This window comes from Petroclostridium xylanilyticum (genome assembly GCF_002252565.1).
GTDB classification, from domain to species: domain Bacteria; phylum Bacillota; class Clostridia; order SK-Y3; family SK-Y3; genus Petroclostridium; species Petroclostridium xylanilyticum.
The window spans coordinates 190,922-209,176 of record NZ_NPML01000004.1 but is presented as its reverse complement, the minus strand read 5'-3'; the positions used below and the strand labels follow the sequence as shown (position 1 = coordinate 209,176).

Sequence of the window (18,255 nt, the reverse complement as noted above, 5' to 3'; positions counted from 1 at the left end):
CTAAATACTTACAAATTTTGATGTAAAGCTTTTCCTGTGTATAGGACATAAACCATAAGTTTTTATTGCTTGAATATGTTCTTTTGTTCCATAACCTTTATGTTTCCCAAAACCATATTGAGGATAGATGCTGTCAAATTTTTTAATATACCGGTCTCTTGTTACTTTGGCAAGGATAGACGCTGCCGCAATAGAGATACTTAAACTATCGCCTTTTACAATTGCAGTACAAGGTAAAAACATACCCTTAATTTCATCACCGTCTATTAATGCGTGATCAGGACGAACTTTAAGACTATTAATTGCTTCAAGCATCGCTTTGTGAGCTGCATTTCTAATATTTATTTCATCTATTTCTTTCTCCGTAACACTTGTAATATTATAGGCAAGGGCTTTGCTAATAATTATTTCATATAACTCTTCCCTTTTGCGTTCACTCAACTTTTTTGAATCATTAATACCCTCAATGTAAGTATTTGGTGGCAATACTACTGCTGCCGCAAAAACCGGACCTGCCAGCGGACCTCTTCCGGCTTCATCTACACCGGCAATATATCTTATTCCCTTTTCATAAAGTTCATTCTCATACCGGGAAAGCTGATGAATGCGTTCTACTTCCTTGAAATGCCTGTCTAAAGTCTTGCTATACTTAGTAACAAGCTTTATAACCGAAGGGCGCATATCATTTTTTAAAATATTTATTTCCCTTTCTAATTCATCTATAGGTAAATTATTAAGATAAGTGTTAATTTCTTTAGCTTTCATATTTGAATAGTTCATGTGTATATTCCTTCCACCAATTTTTGATTAATATTATTGATTCGATATTAATAAAGAAAATTCCTGCAATTTTTTAAAATTAAAGATGCAATAAAGCTGCTCAGTTTTCTAAGCAGCTTTTGTTTCAGACGGTTTAAATTTTTAACATAGGCCTTCAGGTTTTTCCAGAGAGATGTTACCAATTTTTGCACCTCTGAATTCATCAAGAATAATTCCTGCAGTACGAAAAGTATCCACATCTCCCCCGGCTACGATACATCCCCTATTTTTACCGATATTTTGTAACAATTCAAATCCTTTTAATTCTGCAATATTATCTAACTTGTATCTTGCTTTCAATTTTTCCGGGTAGTAGTCTCTTAAAAATTCAAGTAAGCTGCATGTTAATTCTTCAATATCTATAATTTCATCCTTAATTGCTCCTGTATAAGCCAGTTTCTTTCCAACTTCGGGGTCTTCAAATTTAGGCCATAGTATACCTGGTGTGTCCAATAATTCATAGCCATTTTTTAATCTAATCCATTGTTTGCCTCTGGTTACTCCCGGCCTGTCTCCTGTTTTTGCACTGGCCTTTCCGGCAAATTTATTGATAAATGAAGATTTTCCTACATTAGGAATACCTACTACCATTAGTTTAATTGCCCTGTTTACGATTCCCTTGCTTTTTTCCTTTTCGATTTTTTCCTTTAGAATTTGTCTTGAAACATTATGTATATCATTAAACCCTTTTCCTGTGATAGAGTCTACTAAAAGGATATTAATACCATTATCATGAAACCATTGTACCCAGGCAGCATTTACTGCAGGGTCCGCAAGGTCACATTTATTCATTATAAGCAGTCTGGGCTTAGAGCCCAAAATATTATCTATGTCCGGATTACGGCTGCTTAATGGTAAACGAGAATCAACAAGTTCAATGACCATATCCACTAGCTTTAAATTTTCCTGAATCATTCGCCGTGTCTTTGCCATATGTCCCGGATACCATTGTATGTTCATATTAGCCACCACGCCAGATAATCTCGGCACAAAAAACGATGAAAATACATTAAAGTTCGAAATATTTTCATACTAACCTCCCATTCATCTATATATTGACCCAAAATTATTTAACGGCCATATCCTGAATACAGCTTTCCCAATGATTGACTTGTATGGAACCATTCCAACATCACTGTACCGGCTATCCCGGCTATTATTTCTATTATCCCCTAAAACAAATACTGTATTCTCAGGTACAACAACAGGAAATTTTACATCTCCCCGCTGTACTGTAGGCTCATTAATATAAGGTTCCTTCAGTTCAACACCATCGACCAAAACTTTGTGTTTTTTAAAATCGATATCGACGGTCTGTCCCGGCAATGCTATTATTCTTTTAACAAAAGGCGTATTTTTGTGCATTGGCGGTCTAAGAATAATGATGTCTCCTTGTTGAGGTTTATACATTAATTTGGTTACAATGAGCCGGTCATTATGTTGAAGAGTAGGAACCATCGAATGTCCATCTACTCTTATTAATGAAAATACAAAAGTCCGGATAACCAGTGCAATAACTAGTGCAATTACAATGGCTTGTACCCATTCCAATATTTCTTTTTTTATGTTGAACTGCCGGTTAGCAGTTGAACTGTGCAGTGCTTCATCGTTAACATTGTTCTCATCGGCTTGTATATCAAAGGATTCTTTATCCATATCTGCCTCCATGTAGCTGAATTTTAAACTTATATAAATAACACTAAGTATGCTACATTATTGTTATTTTGTTCACGGTTCACAGTTCACAGAAATTAGCCAAGAAAATCCTGTGAACCGTGAACTGTGAACTAAAATAGACAATGTAAAGTACTTAGTAATACTTATATAGTAAATATCATATACTTTGTTTACTATTAAAATTCCCTATATCGTTATTTCTAGTCAGGGTTAATATATTAAACATTTAAAATTATTCAATAGCAAAAAGGGACTTGATAGTCCCTTTTTGTTTTGCTATATTTTTTCTTTAACTTTTGCTGATTTTCCAACACGTTTGCGTAAGTAATAGAGCTTCGCTCTTCTAACTTTACCTTTACGTACAATTTCTATTCTATCAATTTTAGGAGAATGTACAGGGAAAGTTCTTTCTACACCTACCCCATAGGAAACACGTCTAACGGTAAAAGTTTCTTGAATTCCACCATGTTTCTTACGGATGATTGTTCCTTCGAACATCTGAATTCTTTCTCTATTTCCTTCTTTTACTTTTACATATACTCTAACAGTATCACCGATTACAAGTTCCGGTAAATCATTTCTTAACTGTTCTGCCTGTAAAGCCTTAATGATATCCATCATTAGCCCTCCTTCCTTCATAGACGTTCATGCCGAAATTCTCAACAGCGGACCGTCCGTTCTACACGTTAAATTAGTATATCATATTGCAAGTAAGAATACAATACTTTTTTAATCCTTTTTTATGTTATTAAGTAGTTTTCTATCTTCATCACTTAATGGTGCTTTTTCAAGTAAATCAGGTCTCTTCATATAAGTTCTAATAACTGATTGTTCCCTGCGCCACTTTTGTATATTGGCATGATGACCGGACAAAAGTACCTCCGGTACTTTTTTACCAAGAAATTCCGGCGGTCTCGTATATTGAGGATATTCAAGAAGTCCTGAAAAATGCGACTCATCTCTAAAGGATTCTTCCTGCCCCAAGACTCCCGGAATTAACCGGCATATTGCATCAATTACAGCCATTGCCGGGATTTCTCCCCCGGTTAATACAAAATCACCTATAGATATTTCAATATCTACTATTTCTTCAATAATTCGTTCATCTATCCCTTCATAATGCCCGCATAATAGAATTAAATGTTTTTCATTTGCTAATTCCTTAGCAAATGACTGCGTAAACACCTTTCCCTGGGGAGTGAGATATATAACCTTTGGCTTATGAGATAAATCCTTAATAATACTTTTATAAGCATTATATATCGGCATTGGCTGCATCACCATTCCACTTCCGCCGCCATAGGGGTAATCATCTACTCTACGGTGCTTATCTTCTGAAAAATCCCTGATGTTTATAAAATTAAGTTCAATAATGTTTCTACTTCTGGCACGACCTATTATACTTTCTCCCAGAACTGCTTCAAACATTTCAGGAAAAAGCGTAAGTACATCAAACCGCATTATTCTATCAACCCTTCAAGAGGTTTAACAATCATGAAATTATTATCAATATCTACCTCTAGTATAACATCTTTAATCGCAGGTATTAATATTTCTTTTCCTGAAGAATTCTTAATTACATATACATCATTACTTCCGGTAGGGAATACATCCTGTATTTTACCAAGCAATTCTCCCTCATGTGTTTTAACTTCCATTCCTATCAAATCACAAATAAAATAAGTATTTTCAGGTAATTCTACCGCCATATCCCGGTCTATTATCAACATCAGATTTTTCAGCTTTTCTGCATCATTCATTGAATTAATGCCTTCAAACTTGATAATAACATTATTTTTTTGATATTTGATATTTTCAATGATTAATTTTTCCAATTTATCATCTTTTTTTATATAAACCCAATCCAATTCCTCATAGCGGGTAGGGTCATCTGTCAAGGGTAATACCTTTACCTCTCCTTTTATACCATGAGTATTAATTATTTTTCCTATTTCAAGCTGTTCGCACTTCATATTTCCTCCGCATAAAATCAGGAGTGAAGAACTTCGGACCCAGAAAGATTTACTTCCCATTCCTCACTCCCCACTCCCCACTTTTTTATTGAAGAATCTCGACTATTACTCTTTTATTCTCTCTAGTGGCAGCAGCTTTCACTACAGTTCTAATCGCTTTAGCAATTCTACCCTGTTTTCCTATTACTTTTCCCATATCTTCCTGGGCTACCCTGAGTTCCAGGATGATAGATTGTTCTCCTTCTACTTCATTAACAAATACGTCTGATGGATGGTCTACCAACGATTTTGCAATAGTCTCTAATAATTCCTTCAACTAAATACACCTCCAAAGGGTTTAAGCATTCTTTTTAGCCTCTTCAAATTTTGCCATGATTCCATTGTTTTTTAATAAGGATTTTACAGTATCAGTAGGCTGTGCACCATTCTTTAACCATTTTACTGCTTTATCTACATCAATATTTACATCTGCAGGATTAGTTAAAGGATTATAAGTACCTATTTCTTCAATAAATCTTCCGTCTCTGGGATATCTAGAGTCAGCAACGACTACTCTATAAAAAGGAGCCTTTTTTGCACCCATTCTTCTTAATCTTATTTTTACTGCCATTGTTTCTCACCTCCTTCACAGTATAGGAAATTCATAGTATATAATATATCTAATGTTATTTATATAGTGATATAGCTACCCGAAAAACGGGAACCTCATTTTACCTTTTTTCAGTTTTTTAGGATCACCAAATTGTTTCATCAATTTCTGCATCTGTTCGAACTGCTTTAATAGATTATTGACATCCTGTATCTTTGTTCCACTACCGTTTGCAATCCTTTTTTTCCGGCTTGAATTTATAATTGAAGGATTTTCTCTTTCTTTTTTTGTCATAGATTTTATAATAGCCTCAACATGCGCTAACTGCTTATCGTCTATTTCAACATTCTTTAACATTTTTTGGTTCATGCCAGGGATCATTCCCAAAACTTGATCTAAAGGGCCCATATTTTTCATTTGCTCTAATTGGTTTAAAAAATCATCAAAAGTAAATTGTTGTGCCCGGATTTTCTTCTCCAACTCAAGTGCTTTCTTCTGGTCAAAAGCCTCTTGTGCTTTATCAATGAGACTTAATATATCCCCCATTCCAAGGATCCTGGATGCTATCCTATCAGGGTAAAAAGGTTCCAAATCGCTTAACTTTTCGCCCATTCCTACAAACTTGATGGGCTTGCCGGTTACTGCCCTGACAGACAGAGCAGCTCCACCCCTGGTATCACCATCAAACTTGGTAAGTATTACTCCATCGATCCCCAATTTCTGGTTGAAATTCTCGGCGACATTAACAGCATCCTGTCCTGTCATGGCATCAACAACTAAAAGTATTTCAGTCGGTTTTATGGCTTGTTTTATATTGACCAGTTCTTCCATCAATTCTTCATTGATATGGAGTCTGCCGGCAGTATCAATAATTACCAGATCATTACCATTTGAGCCGGCATATTGAATTGCTGCTTTAGCAATATCAACAGGACTTTTTTTATCTCCCATGGTAAAAACAGGTATATCCAGTTGATTACCGACAACTTGCAGCTGTTTAATAGCAGCTGCCCTATATATATCTCCTGCAACCAATAAAGGCTTCTTCCCTTGTTTTCTTAATACTGCTGCCAGTTTACCGCAAGTAGTTGTTTTACCCGCACCTTGAAGCCCTACAAGCATCAATACCGTTGGCGGTTTGGGGGCAAAAACAATTTTGCTTTGGGTACTTCCCATTAAATCAGTAAGTTCATCTTTAACAATTTTTATAACATGCTGTCCGGGTGTCAGGCTTTCTAAGACTTCTGAACCTACTGCCCTTTCAGAAACCTTATTGACAAAATCCTTTACAACTTTAAAGTTAACATCAGCTTCAAGCAAAGCTAACTTAACTTCCCGCATGGCTTCTTTTACATCTTTTTCTGTAAGTTTTCCTCTACCTTTTAACTTTTTAAAAGTTTCCTGTAATTTTGATGCCAAACTTTCAAAAGCCATCCAAACATCTCCAATCTAAGAACACTATACTTTTTCAATGATATCATTCAATATGTTTTTTATTGTATTAATCCTATCTTTTAATTCACTGGAAAATAATCTTTTGTTATTTATCAATTCAATTTCTTGTATCGTGCTGTTTACTAGTTGAATTTTATCTTGTATAAGCAGGAATCGTTCTACTAAACCTAATCTCTCTTCTAATTCAAAAAGAAGTTTTTCACCTCTTTTGATGCTGTCCCTTACACCTTGCCGGGTAATATTCAAATGTTCACTTATTTCACCTAGAGATAAATCCTGGTTATAATACAAATCAATCACATCAGCCTGTTTTTCAGTAAGAAGCTCTTTATAAAAATCAAAAAGCATACTAATTTCTAAATTCTTACTCATTTTACCACGCTTTAAATTAAAATTCTTGTGTAAAGGTCTTAACCTTTACACAAGAATTTTAAACGATTTCAATAGTTTTGTCAAGAACATTTTATTGAATTTCTGTTTTTCTCTCTTGTAAAATATCCATAATGTCATCCAATTGCTTAAAGGCCTTGCCAAAATTCTCCCAGTCATTTTCCCGCGTATAAGCTTTCACATCCTGAAAGGTTTTTAATGCCTTCTCAATGATATCTTTTACGCTTTCACCTTTGCTTGGGACAACAGGCTGTGCGCCGCCGAACAATACATTTAGTGCCCTCTCCAGGGTGGGTTCCATAACGATTTGGTCGCCATACGCCACAACAATTCTTTTTACTTCAGGCAAAGAAGATTCATTAGCAGCTGTAATGTATATTGGTTCCACATAAAGCAGGGAATTATTTATAGGTATAACAAGCAGGTTTCCCCGGATAACCGACGATCCCCCCTGGTCCCATAAGGATAATTCACGGGAAATGTCAGGATTGGAATCAATTCTATTTTCTATTTGCATTGTGCCATAGACATTAATTCCTTTGGGGAATTTATAAAGCACCATCTGACCATAGCTATCTCCCTCCGACCTTACCGCTAACCATGAAACCATATTTTCCTTTTTAACAAGTGTATATGGAATCATTAAAATCAGTTCTTCCCTGGTGCTGATATCCGGAAGTTTCATTAAGTTATAATAGGGATCTACATTTTTGCTTTGCCCTCTATATTTTTCCTGTGAAATTTCCCATAGGTCAGCCTTATTATAAAATGCTACCGGGTTGGTCATATGATATTTTCTAAATATTTGTGCCTGAATTTTAAACAGCTGTTCAGGATATCGAATATGTTGAGCCATGTCTTCGGGTAATTTATCTTTGTTAAATAGGTCCGGATAAATATTATTATATACATTTATGATTGGGTCAGACCTGTCGGTAATATAAAATTCTACAGTACCGTCATAGGCATCTACCACAGCCTTTGCCGAATTACGTATGTAATTGATGTTTCCGATGGGTTGTGAATAAGGGTAATAATTGGATGTTGTGTAGATATCTATAATCCACTTTAATTTTCCATCTTCTGTAATAACAATATATGGGTCATCATCATATTCTAAAAACGGGGCCACTCTTTGGACACGTTTTAGAATATTCCTATTCAATAATATTTTGCTCTCAGGAGTAATATAACCGGAGACTAACATTCTTAAATCGCCATATTTTAAAGAAAAAATCATCCTGTTAATAAAATTTAATTTAATCCCTGCTTTCCCATCATACACAAACTCTACATCATCCTGACCTTCTGAATAATCTAATTCTTTCTGGTTTTTTGCATTTACAATCACATAATCGTTGGTCAGTTCGCCGAAATAAATCCTGGGCTGTGCTACCTGAGGGACACCATCTGCAGATTTAGGAGGGATATTCTTTATTATAAAATCCGGATGTCCCTGTTCAGTAATTTTATTGATGGGATTCATAACCACCCCGAATCCATGTGTAAAGCGGAATTTTTTATTTATATAGGTTTTAGCAGACTCATCCAGATTCTCTTTATATAGTTCGCGGGCACCAATAAATACGGCCGTTGGAGAACCATTAATGTTATAGGTGGCAATATCCGTATCAGTAAAACGATAATAGTTTCTTATTCCCTGCAATTGATTTAATACTGTTAGTGTAGCAGGAAAATCAGTAATTCTTATGTTATCTATTGTAACTCTGTTTTGAGCGATATCTTGCATGGTTAAATCATTCTTTAGCGGAAATTCTTTTTCAATGATATTTTCGAGATTATAAGCAGCTCTTGTATAATCAATATTGTGTTTTAAATAGGGCTGCTCAACGGCAACCTCATTGGGAGATACAATCAAGGTTTGAACCATGCCAGCAATAAAAAGTACAATAATCCAGGCGACGGGAAAAATTGCTATGGTTAAAATAGAATATTTAATTTTTGCCCTGAATAAAAGGATAATTGTTGTAATAACAATTGCGATTAAAAGAATGGGAGCAATTCTATAATATCTCAGCCATACATTAATATCGGTATATCCCGCTCCCACTACCTCACCAATCGTTGAATATAGGATACTTTCCGATTCAAATCTATAGGTAGAAGCTTTAATGAGGAAAAGGACGATAATATTAATCAAGTTATGCAGTACAATGCCCTTTTCATGAATTATATCACTGGTAGACCTAAAACCTATGCCGCTGTAAAAAATAATATATAGTATAAAAGTATATAAAGTTTGAAATATCCATACTCCCAATATGCTTTCTACCAAGGAAATTAAAAAAGGTCTCTGAAATATATAGTATCCTATATCCTGGTTGAAAATGGGGTCGGTCTTATTAAAAGGCAGTGCATTTGCAAATAATAAAAAACGGTTATAAACAGTATCCCTTATGAAGGTGCTTGCCACAAATGAAATAATAAAACTCAGAAGCAAAATAGGCATAATTCTTTTTAAAATCTCATGTGAAGGGTCCCTGGCAAGCATATTCGCCCTTATAATGATTGTAGATATAAAAAATATAAAAAACACAATCAAAAAACTGGATAACTGTACTACTAATTTTACGTTAAAATTAATCCAAAATACACTGGTAAATCTTTTGCCAATCTCATAAATCTGGATATATTCAGTAAATATGCTAAAGAACAACCCTAAAACCATAAACAGTGATACAAGTGTAAGTATAACAACCAGCCGGCGTATATAGTTTCTTTTGTTTTGTTCTTTGTAATAATCGTATATCATACTATCACCTCACTCTGCAAAAATTGCCTCTACAAATTCAGTTGGATTAAACTCCTGTAAATCATCTATTTTTTCACCTACGCCAATTAACTTGACAGGTATGTTTTGTTCAGATTTAATAGCAATAACAATACCGCCTTTTGCAGTTCCGTCCAGTTTGGTAAGGACAATTCCGGTAATTTCTGCTACCTCGCTGAATAGTTTCGCCTGGTTAACAGCATTTTGTCCGGTAGTAGCATCCAGTACTAATAACACCTCCCTGTCAGCATCAGGCAATTCTCTATCAATAACTTTAAAAACTTTTCTAAGTTCTTCCATTAAATTCTTTTTTGTATGTAGTCTTCCTGCAGTATCGCAGATAACTACGTCCATCTTTCTGGACCTTGCTGCTTGAATGGCGTCATATATTACAGCTGCCGGGTCTGCACCTTCCTGGTGTTTAATTACATCTACCCCAATCCTGTCTCCCCATACTTCTAATTGATCTATTGCAGCTGCCCTGAAGGTATCTCCCGCTGCAAGAAGTACTTTTTTACCGGAATTTTTTAGTTTGTTAGCAATTTTTGCGATAGATGTAGTTTTACCAACTCCATTTACTCCGATAACCATAATTACTGCCGGATTACCTGAAACATTTAAATGGCTTTCCTCTGATGATAGCATCTCGGCAATAATCTGCTTTAACAACCCTTTAACCTCGGAACTGTCAGATATCTTTTTTTCCTTGGTTAACTTTCTCAGCTTATCAATGATCTCCATGGAGGTATTAACCCCGATATCTGCCGTAATTAATGCTTCTTCTAACTCTTCAAATAATTCTTCATCTACTTTCTTAAATGTTTTTAAAACCTGGTCAACTTTCTCAGTAATAGAATTACGTGTCTTAGTTAATCCTTCTTTTAATCGGGCAAAAAAACCCACCTTTTTTTCCTCTGCCATAATAATCCTCCGTTTCTAGCTTGCTACTTCATCCATTTGAAGTGATATTAGTTTTGATATCCCACGTTCTTGCATGGTAACGCCATATAATATGTCGGCAACCTCCATCGTTCCTCTTCGATGCGTTACAACAATAAACTGCGTCTGCTGGCTGTACTGCTTTAAATACTGGGCAAACCTATATACATTTACATCATCTAAGGCTGCTTCAATTTCATCTAAAATACAGAAAGGTGTAGGCCTAACCTTAAGAATAGCAAATAACAATGCGATAGCAGTAAACGCTTTTTCGCCCCCGGACAAGAGCATTAAATTTTGTAATTTTTTACCTGGAGGTTGGACTTCAATTTCTATGCCGCTCTCCAGTACATCATCCGGATCGGAAAGTCTAAGTTCTGCTCTGCCACCCCCGAATAACTGGCTGAAAACTATATTAAAATTTTCATTGATTACTTTAAACTGGTCAGAAAACTGCTTTTTCATTAGGTGAAGCATATCATTTATGACTTTTACCAGCCCGGCCTCCGCTTCTTCAAGGTCATTCTTTTGCTTGCTTAAAAATTCATATCTCTCTTTTACATGTTTGTATTCTTCAATAGCATTAACATTCACATTGCCAAGGTCTTTAATTTCATTTTTTAAAGTATTTATTTGCTTTTGCGCCTGACTGACACTTCCAATGTCTTTTCTATATTCCAGTGCTGTTGTAAAGGTTTGTCCATAGTCATCCCAAAGTTTATTTACATAATTCTCTAATTCTATTTCAGTTCTCATTTTTTTGTTTTCCAATCTATGGAACTCCTCTTGAAGCAGGGAAATATTTTCCCGTTTTGCCTTGATGGCTGATTGATAGGCACTTATGTTTTGTTCAGCATTATTTCTTTCTTTTAAAAACTGTTCTATTCTATTTTGCAATGTTTTTATGGAATTTTCCAGGCCCTCAATTTCTTTGTTTTTATCTATTATTTGCCCCCTTAAAATTTCATTCTGTTTATGTAGAGCCGTATATTCAAGTTTTTTTTCTTTTTTATTATTCTCATAGTCATCCATTTCATACTGAAGCACTTTTATTCGCTCATATGTAACATCTATATCTTTATTAATTGAACCCAAAGTAATCTTTTTATCCAATATAGCCTGATTTAAATTTTCTTTCGCTTCAATTTCAGCTTTATTGTCAACTTGTTTTTGGGTAATGATTGTTTCGGTTTGCCTTATTTCGTCTTGAAGTACTTTTATATTATCCGAAAACTTAAGTATTTCATTCATTGTATTATCAATCTGCTCATTTAACTGTTCATTTTCTTTTTGCAGTGCTTTAATGTTTTCCAGCAGGCTATGATGTGAAGAGGTATTATGTTTTATATCAGCTTCCAGAGTTATATGCCGGGATTCAAATTCCTTCAAGCTTTTTTCAACTTCTTGTATATAGTCCTCAAGTTGTTTAATCGCAGCGGCCTTTTCATCCATTTCTTTGCTTATATCGGTTATGACACGCTGAATATCCGTAATTTCTTCGTTTAATGTCTCAATTTCCTTTGCACGACTCAAAAAGCTGTTTATCTTATTTACACTGCCCCCGGTTAAAGAACCTCCCGGGTTTAAAACCTCTCCTTCAATTGTTACGACTCTGAATTTATATCCAAATTCCCTGGCCATTCTAATGCCGGAATCAATATTATCAACGATAACGACTCTTCCAAGTAAACTATTAACAATTCCCTGATACCTGCTATCAAAACTAACAACTTGTGAAGCAATACCCAGATAGCCGGGAAAGCTTGAAATCTTTCCTCCCCTATCGTCCAGGACATTACCTCCAACAGAAGAGATAGGTAAAAAAGTCGCTCTCCCCAGCTGATTTGATTTTAAAAACCGGATCGCCATTTTAGCATCCTGCTCATTTTCAACTACGATATTTTGCATTGCTGGACCTAAAGCAACTTCAATAGCCGTAATAAATTGCCTGGGAACGCTTATTAATTGTGATAAAACACCGTGAATTTTTAGATTTTTTAACTTTCCTTTTTTCCATTCAACCAGCACCTGTTTAACACTTTTGCTGTATCCCTCAAAATCCCTTTCCATTTCTTCAAGCAATGTCTTTTTGGATATTTTTTCTTTGCTTGATGACACCAATTGGTTATATTTATTGATAAGGCTGCTGTACTGCTGCCGGCTGTTTACGAGTTCAATATTGCACTTCTTTATTGTTTCTTTCTTATTAATAATTTCAGAGGTTGTCAATTCATAATCCGCTTCCAGTTTTTTTATTAGCTCACTTAAGTTTTCAATATACCCGGTTTTTTCAACCACTTCTTTATTAATGGCCTTTTTTCGATCCATAAAATTGTTTTCCAAAACCTTAAGACTATTTATCCTAGCTTTGATTTCAGAAATCTCATTCATTTTCTCAATTATTTCACTTTTTAAAGAATCTATCGTTAAATTTTCAATCTCAATGGATTGAATTATTTTCTGATTCTCCATTTCTAAATGTTGAATAGTACTTTGCATTTCTTTTTGACTGTTGGTCAAATTTTGCAGTAATGATTCCTTATCCGCCAATTCTTGCTTTAAATTAGTTATTTTACTGTTAATATTTTTCATATCCGATTCAATTTTTTTTATGTTAATTTCATTATTTTCAATATTATTGTTTAATATGTTAATTTCATTTTGGTATCTCTCAATACCGGACTGAGCGTTATGTAAGTTATTTCGCATTTCTTCTATTTCTTTGTCTTGCACTTTAACGTGAGCATAAAGTTCTTCTAATTGATTTTCTAATTTTTTTAAATCCGATTGATTGTCTGTTAATTGAGAAGATATTATATCATAATCTTTATTGATTTCATTTAAGCTTTTTTTCAATTTTTCAATAGTATCTAAATAGACATTTATCTCTAATACCTTTAACTCCTGCCTTAATTCTAAAAACTTTTTTGCCTTTTCAGCCTGTTCCCATAACGGGTCAATTTGCAATTCCAGTTCATTAATAATATCTTTAAGCCGTAATAAATTTTGACGGGTTAATTCCAATTTTTTTTCTGCTTCCTGTTTCCTGAACTTATATTTAGATATACCTGCAGCTTCTTCAAAGACCTGTCTTCTATCTTCTGATTTTGCACTGAGAATCTCATCTATTCTACCTTGACCTATAATAGAATATCCGTCTTTTCCCAAACCCGTATCCATAAATAATTCATGAATATCTTTTAAACGGCAGGCAGATTTATTGATGTAATATTCACTTTCACCAGAACGATAAACTCTTCGGGTAACAGTAACTTCATTAAAATCTATGGGCAGTATTTTACTTGAGTTATCAAGTGTTAAAGATACTTCTGCAAAACCAACGGGCTTTCTTAGTTCAGTCCCTGCAAAAATTACATCTTCCATTTTATTTCCCCGTAAAATTTTAACGCTTTGTTCTCCTAACACCCAGCGTACTGCGTCTGAAATATTACTTTTTCCGCTGCCGTTAGGACCGACAATAGACGTTATTCCATGTCCAAATTCCAGTACCACCTTATCCGGAAAAGATTTGAACCCTTGGATTTCCAATGTTTTAAGATACACATCAAAACACCCCGTAATTTTTAAACTACTATCATTTTAACATAAAATTCTAAAATAGCAACAAGAATAAAATAAATAAGACGATGGCTGTTCCATCGTCACTGGAGGTATTTTTATCGAGCTTCAACAATGAATTTAATAGCAGTTCTTTCTTCACCATCGATGTTTACTTCGGAAAAAGCTGGAATTGAAACCAAATCAATACCATTAGGAGCTACAAAACCTCTGGTGATTGCGATCGCTTTTACTGCCTGATTTACTGCTCCTGCACCAACAGCCTGGATTTCAGCGACATTATGATCTCTTAAAACGGCAGCCAGTGCACCCGCTACAGCTTTAGGTTGAGATTGAGCTGACACTTTTAGTACTTCCACTTTGAAAAACCTCCCTTAATGATTGAGTGACTATGTAATTTTTAGATCCAAAATAAATAATATTAATATTATTCTATATTTGCAATAAAATTCCTTCTATTTTTAATAGTGTTAAAAAAATTTTTTTTAGAAATATTGCAACTCTCTATACCATGTTTCACTATCATTTCATCCCTCTTCAGTTCCATATCCTGAATAATAGTAATTTTAGAAAATTTAAACTTGTTTTTTAAATACTTTATATTTTTTTTCTTTACAGCTACAACTTCCGATACAGCTTTAGGGTTTACGTGTATTTCAAGTTCATGTGGAATTTCTGAAAACTGCCTTATCCCCCACTCCAGCATATCTAGCTTTATTTCTGATTCAACTAATTCTCTAAATGCCGGATGAAAAGGACCTGCAATAACATCTTTTCCTTGTGTGATGGTTTCAGTAGCTTGTAATCCTATCCGGATGACTTGAATGCTGTTTGTTTCAAATAGAATAAGTAATTTTTTACATATTTGGACTGCAGCTTTTAATTCTAGAGGTTTATACCTATCCATTCTATATAAATATTCTAACTCTGTATCTTTTATAACCAGGGCAGGGTATATTCTAACCATATCAGGTTTTAACTTGATAATTTCATTTGCAGTATAATACATTTTTTTTACTGTATCCCCCGGAAGTCCAATCATCATTTGTAATCCTAAAGTAAACCCAGACTCCCTTATCATTGATGCTGCCTTAATAACATCTTCACGGTTATGCCCCCGGCAACTTAAAGTTAATACTTCGTCATCCATCGATTGGACACCCAACTCTATGATGGTTACATTAAATTCTTTTAAAAATTTTAAAATATTTATGTCTATATAGTCTGGACACGTTGAAAGCCGTATGTGATGAATTATGTTTCTATTTTTAAAGGGTTGTACGGCTTCTAATAATTTTTTTTGAAGTTGGATAGGGATTCCGGTAAAGCTTCCGCCATAAAAAGCAACTTCGATATCAGCATCTTTATTGGAGATTGTTTTTATATATTCCTCAATTGTTTTTACAACCTGACTGGCAGATATATCGCCCTGTACTCCGGTTATTTTTTTCTGATTGCAGAAAATACAATCAAATGGACATCCTTTATGCGGTACAAAAATGGGAATGATATAGTGATTTTTAGACATGATATACTCCTTATATAGTCAGACGCAACTGTTCCAGGGCATATTTTGCTGCATTTTGTTCGGCCTCTTTTTTACTTTTGCCACTTCCTGTACCAATTACTTTATTGCTATGCCTTACTTCTACATAAAATTCTTTATTATGATCAGGACCGCATTCTTTTACTATTTCATACTCAATTCTTTCTTCACCATTTCTTTGGATATATTCTTGAAGAAGAGTCTTATAATCTCTAAATACAGTTCCTTGAGCAGCTGCTTTGATAGTAGGCTCCAATTGGCTTAAAGCCCATTGTCTTGCTGCTTCTAAATCGCCATCTAAGAATATCGCAGCTAAAATAGCTTCAAAAGCATCTGAAAGAATTGAAATCCTTTCTCTGCCGCCTGTCATTTCTTCACCTTTTCCCAACAGAAGGAACTTGCCGATATTAAGTTTTTTTGCACATTGGGCTAAAGAGGGTTCACATACAACACTGGCTCTTATCCTGGTAAGTTCACCTTCAGGCAGGTCAGGATAATTTCTATAGATGTAATCGCTGATAATAATATTTAGTACAGCATCACCCAGAAATTCAAGACGTTCATTGCTGATGATATCACTGTGTCTATTTTCGTTTGCATAAGAACTATGTGTAAAAGCTATGACTAACGTATTAATATTCTTAAACCTATAGTGAATTGTTCTTTGAAAAAACTCTAAATTTTCACTTAGCTGTTTATCAACATTCATAATTTCCTCCACTATTCAACAACCCTTGACCAACAGTTAAAACTACATACCTAACTGCTCGTCAAAAGCTATTGGTACTTTTTAGATTAACATTTTTAAAAATTTAGAGAAGGGTGGCGAGTTTCACTACCCACCACCCACTAAATCAATATTTCTTTAACAAAATGGTTGCGTTATGCCCGCCGAATCCTAAAGAGTTTGAAAGCGCATACTTTATTTCTTTATTTCTTCCCTGGTTTATTACATAATCCAGGTCACATTCTGCATCTGGGTTTTTGTAGTTTATAGTGGCCGGAATATAATTATCTTTCAAAGCTAATGCACTGATAATAGCTTCAACAGCTCCGGCTGCCCCTAGTAAATGCCCGGTCATGGATTTTGTAGAACTTACTGCTAATTTGTAGGCATGTTCTCCAAACACTGTTTTGATTGCGGCAGTTTCATATTTATCATTGTAAGGTGTTGAGGTTCCATGGGCATTGATATAATCTACTTCATCAGGTGCAATACCTGCATCTTCAATAGCAAGTTTCATAGCTCTGGCTCCGCCTTCTCCGTTAGGCGCCGGAGCTGTGATATGATATGCATCATCGGTAGAGCCGTATCCAACAACTTCTGCAATTATTTCTGCCCCTCTGCTTCTAGCATGTTCCAATTCTTCGAGTATAAGAATACCTGCCCCCTCACCCATTACAAACCCGTCTCTTTCAGCATCAAACGGACTGCATGCGCATTTAGGATCTTCATTCCTTGTAGACATTGCTTTCATAGAACAAAAACCGGCAAAAGATAATGAAGTGATAGGAGCCTCTGCACCTCCTGTGATTACTACGTCCACATCACCATTACGAATGGCTCTAAAGGCATCTCCAATAGCGTTGGTACCTGAAGCGCAGGCTGATACAATTGTTTCATTTACTCCTTTAGCTCCGGTCATTATTGCGATGTGCCCTGCTGCCATATTAGAAATCATCATTGGAATAAAAAACGGACTTACTCTTCCAGGCCCTTTGGATAACATTGTATTATGTTGATCTTCCAAAGTCTCAATTCCCCCAACACCAGACCCCAGAATTACTCCTACTCTCTCTCCATTTAACTCTTTCATATTGATTTTGGCGTCTTCAATGGCCATCATACATGCTGCTATGGCATAGTGGGTATATCTATCCATTCTTTTTGCTTCTTTTTTATCTATATATTGGGTAACATCAAAATCTTTTACCTCTGCAGCAATTTTACAAGTATATTCGCTTGCATCAAAACGTGTTACATAATCTATCCCGCATTTTCCTTCTTTAATTGCATTCCAAAAATTGATCTTCCCATGTCCAATAGGTGTTACAGCACCTACGCCCGTTACTACTACTCTTCTTTTCACTTTATTTACCCCCAATCTGTTTAGCTTTAAATTTCATATGCTAAGAACTTAATAAATAATATATATTAAAACAAAAAGTCATCAACTTTTTTGATTATTAACACCAATGCAAACCTTTTCTTTGGATAAACGGAAGAATATAGACAAAAAGTCCCGATAGACGGGACTTTTTGTTAGCTATTGGCTTTGATATACTCTACTACATCACCAACAGTTGAAATTTTTTCCGCTTCTTCATCTGGAATTTCCAAATCGAATTCTTCTTCAAGAGCCATTATAAGTTCAACGATATCCAATGAATCTGCGCCTAAATCGTCAATGAAGGAAGCTTCCATTGTTACATCATCTTCTTCAACTCCTAGTTGATCAACAACGATCTCTCTTACCTTTTCAAATACCACAGCATT

General features: G+C 34.9%; 18 protein-coding genes. All 18 read right to left on the bottom strand.

Annotation, left to right across the window (positions count from 1 at the left end):
* Entirely contained in the window at positions 1 to 765 is a 765-nt protein-coding gene (locus tag CIB29_RS02960) for a ribonuclease HII (RefSeq protein WP_242965035.1), read from the bottom strand.
* Positions 766 to 921: 156 nt separating this feature from the next.
* Positions 922 to 1,779 (bottom strand): ribosome biogenesis GTPase YlqF, encoded by an 858-nt coding sequence (gene ylqF / locus CIB29_RS02955; protein ID WP_094546603.1) that lies wholly within the window; start codon positions 1,777 to 1,779, stop codon positions 922 to 924.
* 84 nt (positions 1,780 to 1,863) lie between these two features.
* Entirely contained in the window at positions 1,864 to 2,475 is a 612-nt protein-coding gene (gene lepB / locus CIB29_RS02950; protein ID WP_423241283.1) for a signal peptidase I, read from the bottom strand.
* A gap of 297 nt (positions 2,476 to 2,772) precedes the next feature.
* Positions 2,773 to 3,117, bottom strand: a complete 345-nt coding sequence (gene rplS, locus CIB29_RS02945) for a 50S ribosomal protein L19 (RefSeq protein WP_094546601.1) — start codon at positions 3,115 to 3,117, stop codon at positions 2,773 to 2,775.
* Positions 3,118 to 3,225: 108 nt separating this feature from the next.
* On the bottom strand, positions 3,226 to 3,957 hold the full coding sequence (trmD, locus tag CIB29_RS02940) for a tRNA (guanosine(37)-N1)-methyltransferase TrmD (RefSeq protein ID WP_094546599.1): 732 nt from the start codon (positions 3,955 to 3,957) through the stop codon (positions 3,226 to 3,228).
* Entirely contained in the window at positions 3,957 to 4,469 is a 513-nt protein-coding gene (rimM, locus tag CIB29_RS02935) for a ribosome maturation factor RimM (RefSeq protein WP_094546707.1), read from the bottom strand. Before rimM ends, trmD begins: the two co-directional genes overlap by 1 nt.
* Positions 4,470 to 4,554: 85 nt before the next feature.
* Complete coding sequence (locus CIB29_RS02930; RefSeq protein WP_094546597.1) at positions 4,555 to 4,785, bottom strand: KH domain-containing protein; 231 nt, start codon at positions 4,783 to 4,785, stop codon at positions 4,555 to 4,557.
* 21 nt (positions 4,786 to 4,806) lie between these two features.
* A complete protein-coding gene (gene rpsP / locus CIB29_RS02925; protein ID WP_094546595.1) occupies positions 4,807 to 5,079 on the bottom strand; it encodes a 30S ribosomal protein S16 in 273 nt (90 codons plus the stop codon).
* A 75-nt stretch (positions 5,080 to 5,154) separates the two neighbouring features.
* On the bottom strand, positions 5,155 to 6,492 hold the full coding sequence (ffh, locus tag CIB29_RS02920; protein WP_094546593.1) for a signal recognition particle protein: 1,338 nt from the start codon (positions 6,490 to 6,492) through the stop codon (positions 5,155 to 5,157).
* A 24-nt stretch (positions 6,493 to 6,516) separates the two neighbouring features.
* Positions 6,517 to 6,885 (bottom strand): YlxM family DNA-binding protein, encoded by a 369-nt coding sequence (gene ylxM / locus CIB29_RS02915; RefSeq protein ID WP_094546591.1) that lies wholly within the window; start codon positions 6,883 to 6,885, stop codon positions 6,517 to 6,519.
* A 91-nt stretch (positions 6,886 to 6,976) separates the two neighbouring features.
* Entirely contained in the window at positions 6,977 to 9,676 is a 2,700-nt protein-coding gene (locus tag CIB29_RS02910) for a UPF0182 family membrane protein (RefSeq protein WP_094546589.1), read from the bottom strand.
* Between the two features lie 9 nt (positions 9,677 to 9,685).
* Complete coding sequence (gene ftsY, locus CIB29_RS02905) at positions 9,686 to 10,597, bottom strand: signal recognition particle-docking protein FtsY (RefSeq protein WP_094546705.1); 912 nt, start codon at positions 10,595 to 10,597, stop codon at positions 9,686 to 9,688.
* A gap of 33 nt (positions 10,598 to 10,630) precedes the next feature.
* On the bottom strand, positions 10,631 to 14,197 hold the full coding sequence (gene smc, locus CIB29_RS02900) for a chromosome segregation protein SMC (protein WP_157910189.1): 3,567 nt from the start codon (positions 14,195 to 14,197) through the stop codon (positions 10,631 to 10,633).
* 113 nt (positions 14,198 to 14,310) lie between these two features.
* Positions 14,311 to 14,571 carry a stage V sporulation protein S gene (locus tag CIB29_RS02895; protein WP_094546585.1) on the bottom strand — a complete coding sequence of 87 codons (261 nt, stop codon included), beginning with the start codon at positions 14,569 to 14,571 and terminating at the stop codon, positions 14,311 to 14,313.
* 68 nt (positions 14,572 to 14,639) lie between these two features.
* Positions 14,640 to 15,740, bottom strand: coding sequence for an elongator complex protein 3 (locus tag CIB29_RS02890; RefSeq protein ID WP_094546583.1), 1,101 nt, complete (start codon positions 15,738 to 15,740; stop codon positions 14,640 to 14,642).
* A 10-nt stretch (positions 15,741 to 15,750) separates the two neighbouring features.
* Positions 15,751 to 16,467, bottom strand: a complete 717-nt coding sequence (gene rnc / locus CIB29_RS02885) for a ribonuclease III (RefSeq protein WP_094546582.1) — start codon at positions 16,465 to 16,467, stop codon at positions 15,751 to 15,753.
* Positions 16,468 to 16,612: 145 nt separating this feature from the next.
* On the bottom strand, positions 16,613 to 17,848 hold the full coding sequence (gene fabF, locus CIB29_RS02880) for a beta-ketoacyl-ACP synthase II (RefSeq protein ID WP_094546580.1): 1,236 nt from the start codon (positions 17,846 to 17,848) through the stop codon (positions 16,613 to 16,615).
* A 173-nt stretch (positions 17,849 to 18,021) separates the two neighbouring features.
* On the bottom strand, positions 18,022 to 18,249 hold the full coding sequence (gene acpP, locus CIB29_RS02875) for an acyl carrier protein (RefSeq protein WP_094546578.1): 228 nt from the start codon (positions 18,247 to 18,249) through the stop codon (positions 18,022 to 18,024).
* Between the last annotated feature and the right edge of the window lie 6 nt (positions 18,250 to 18,255).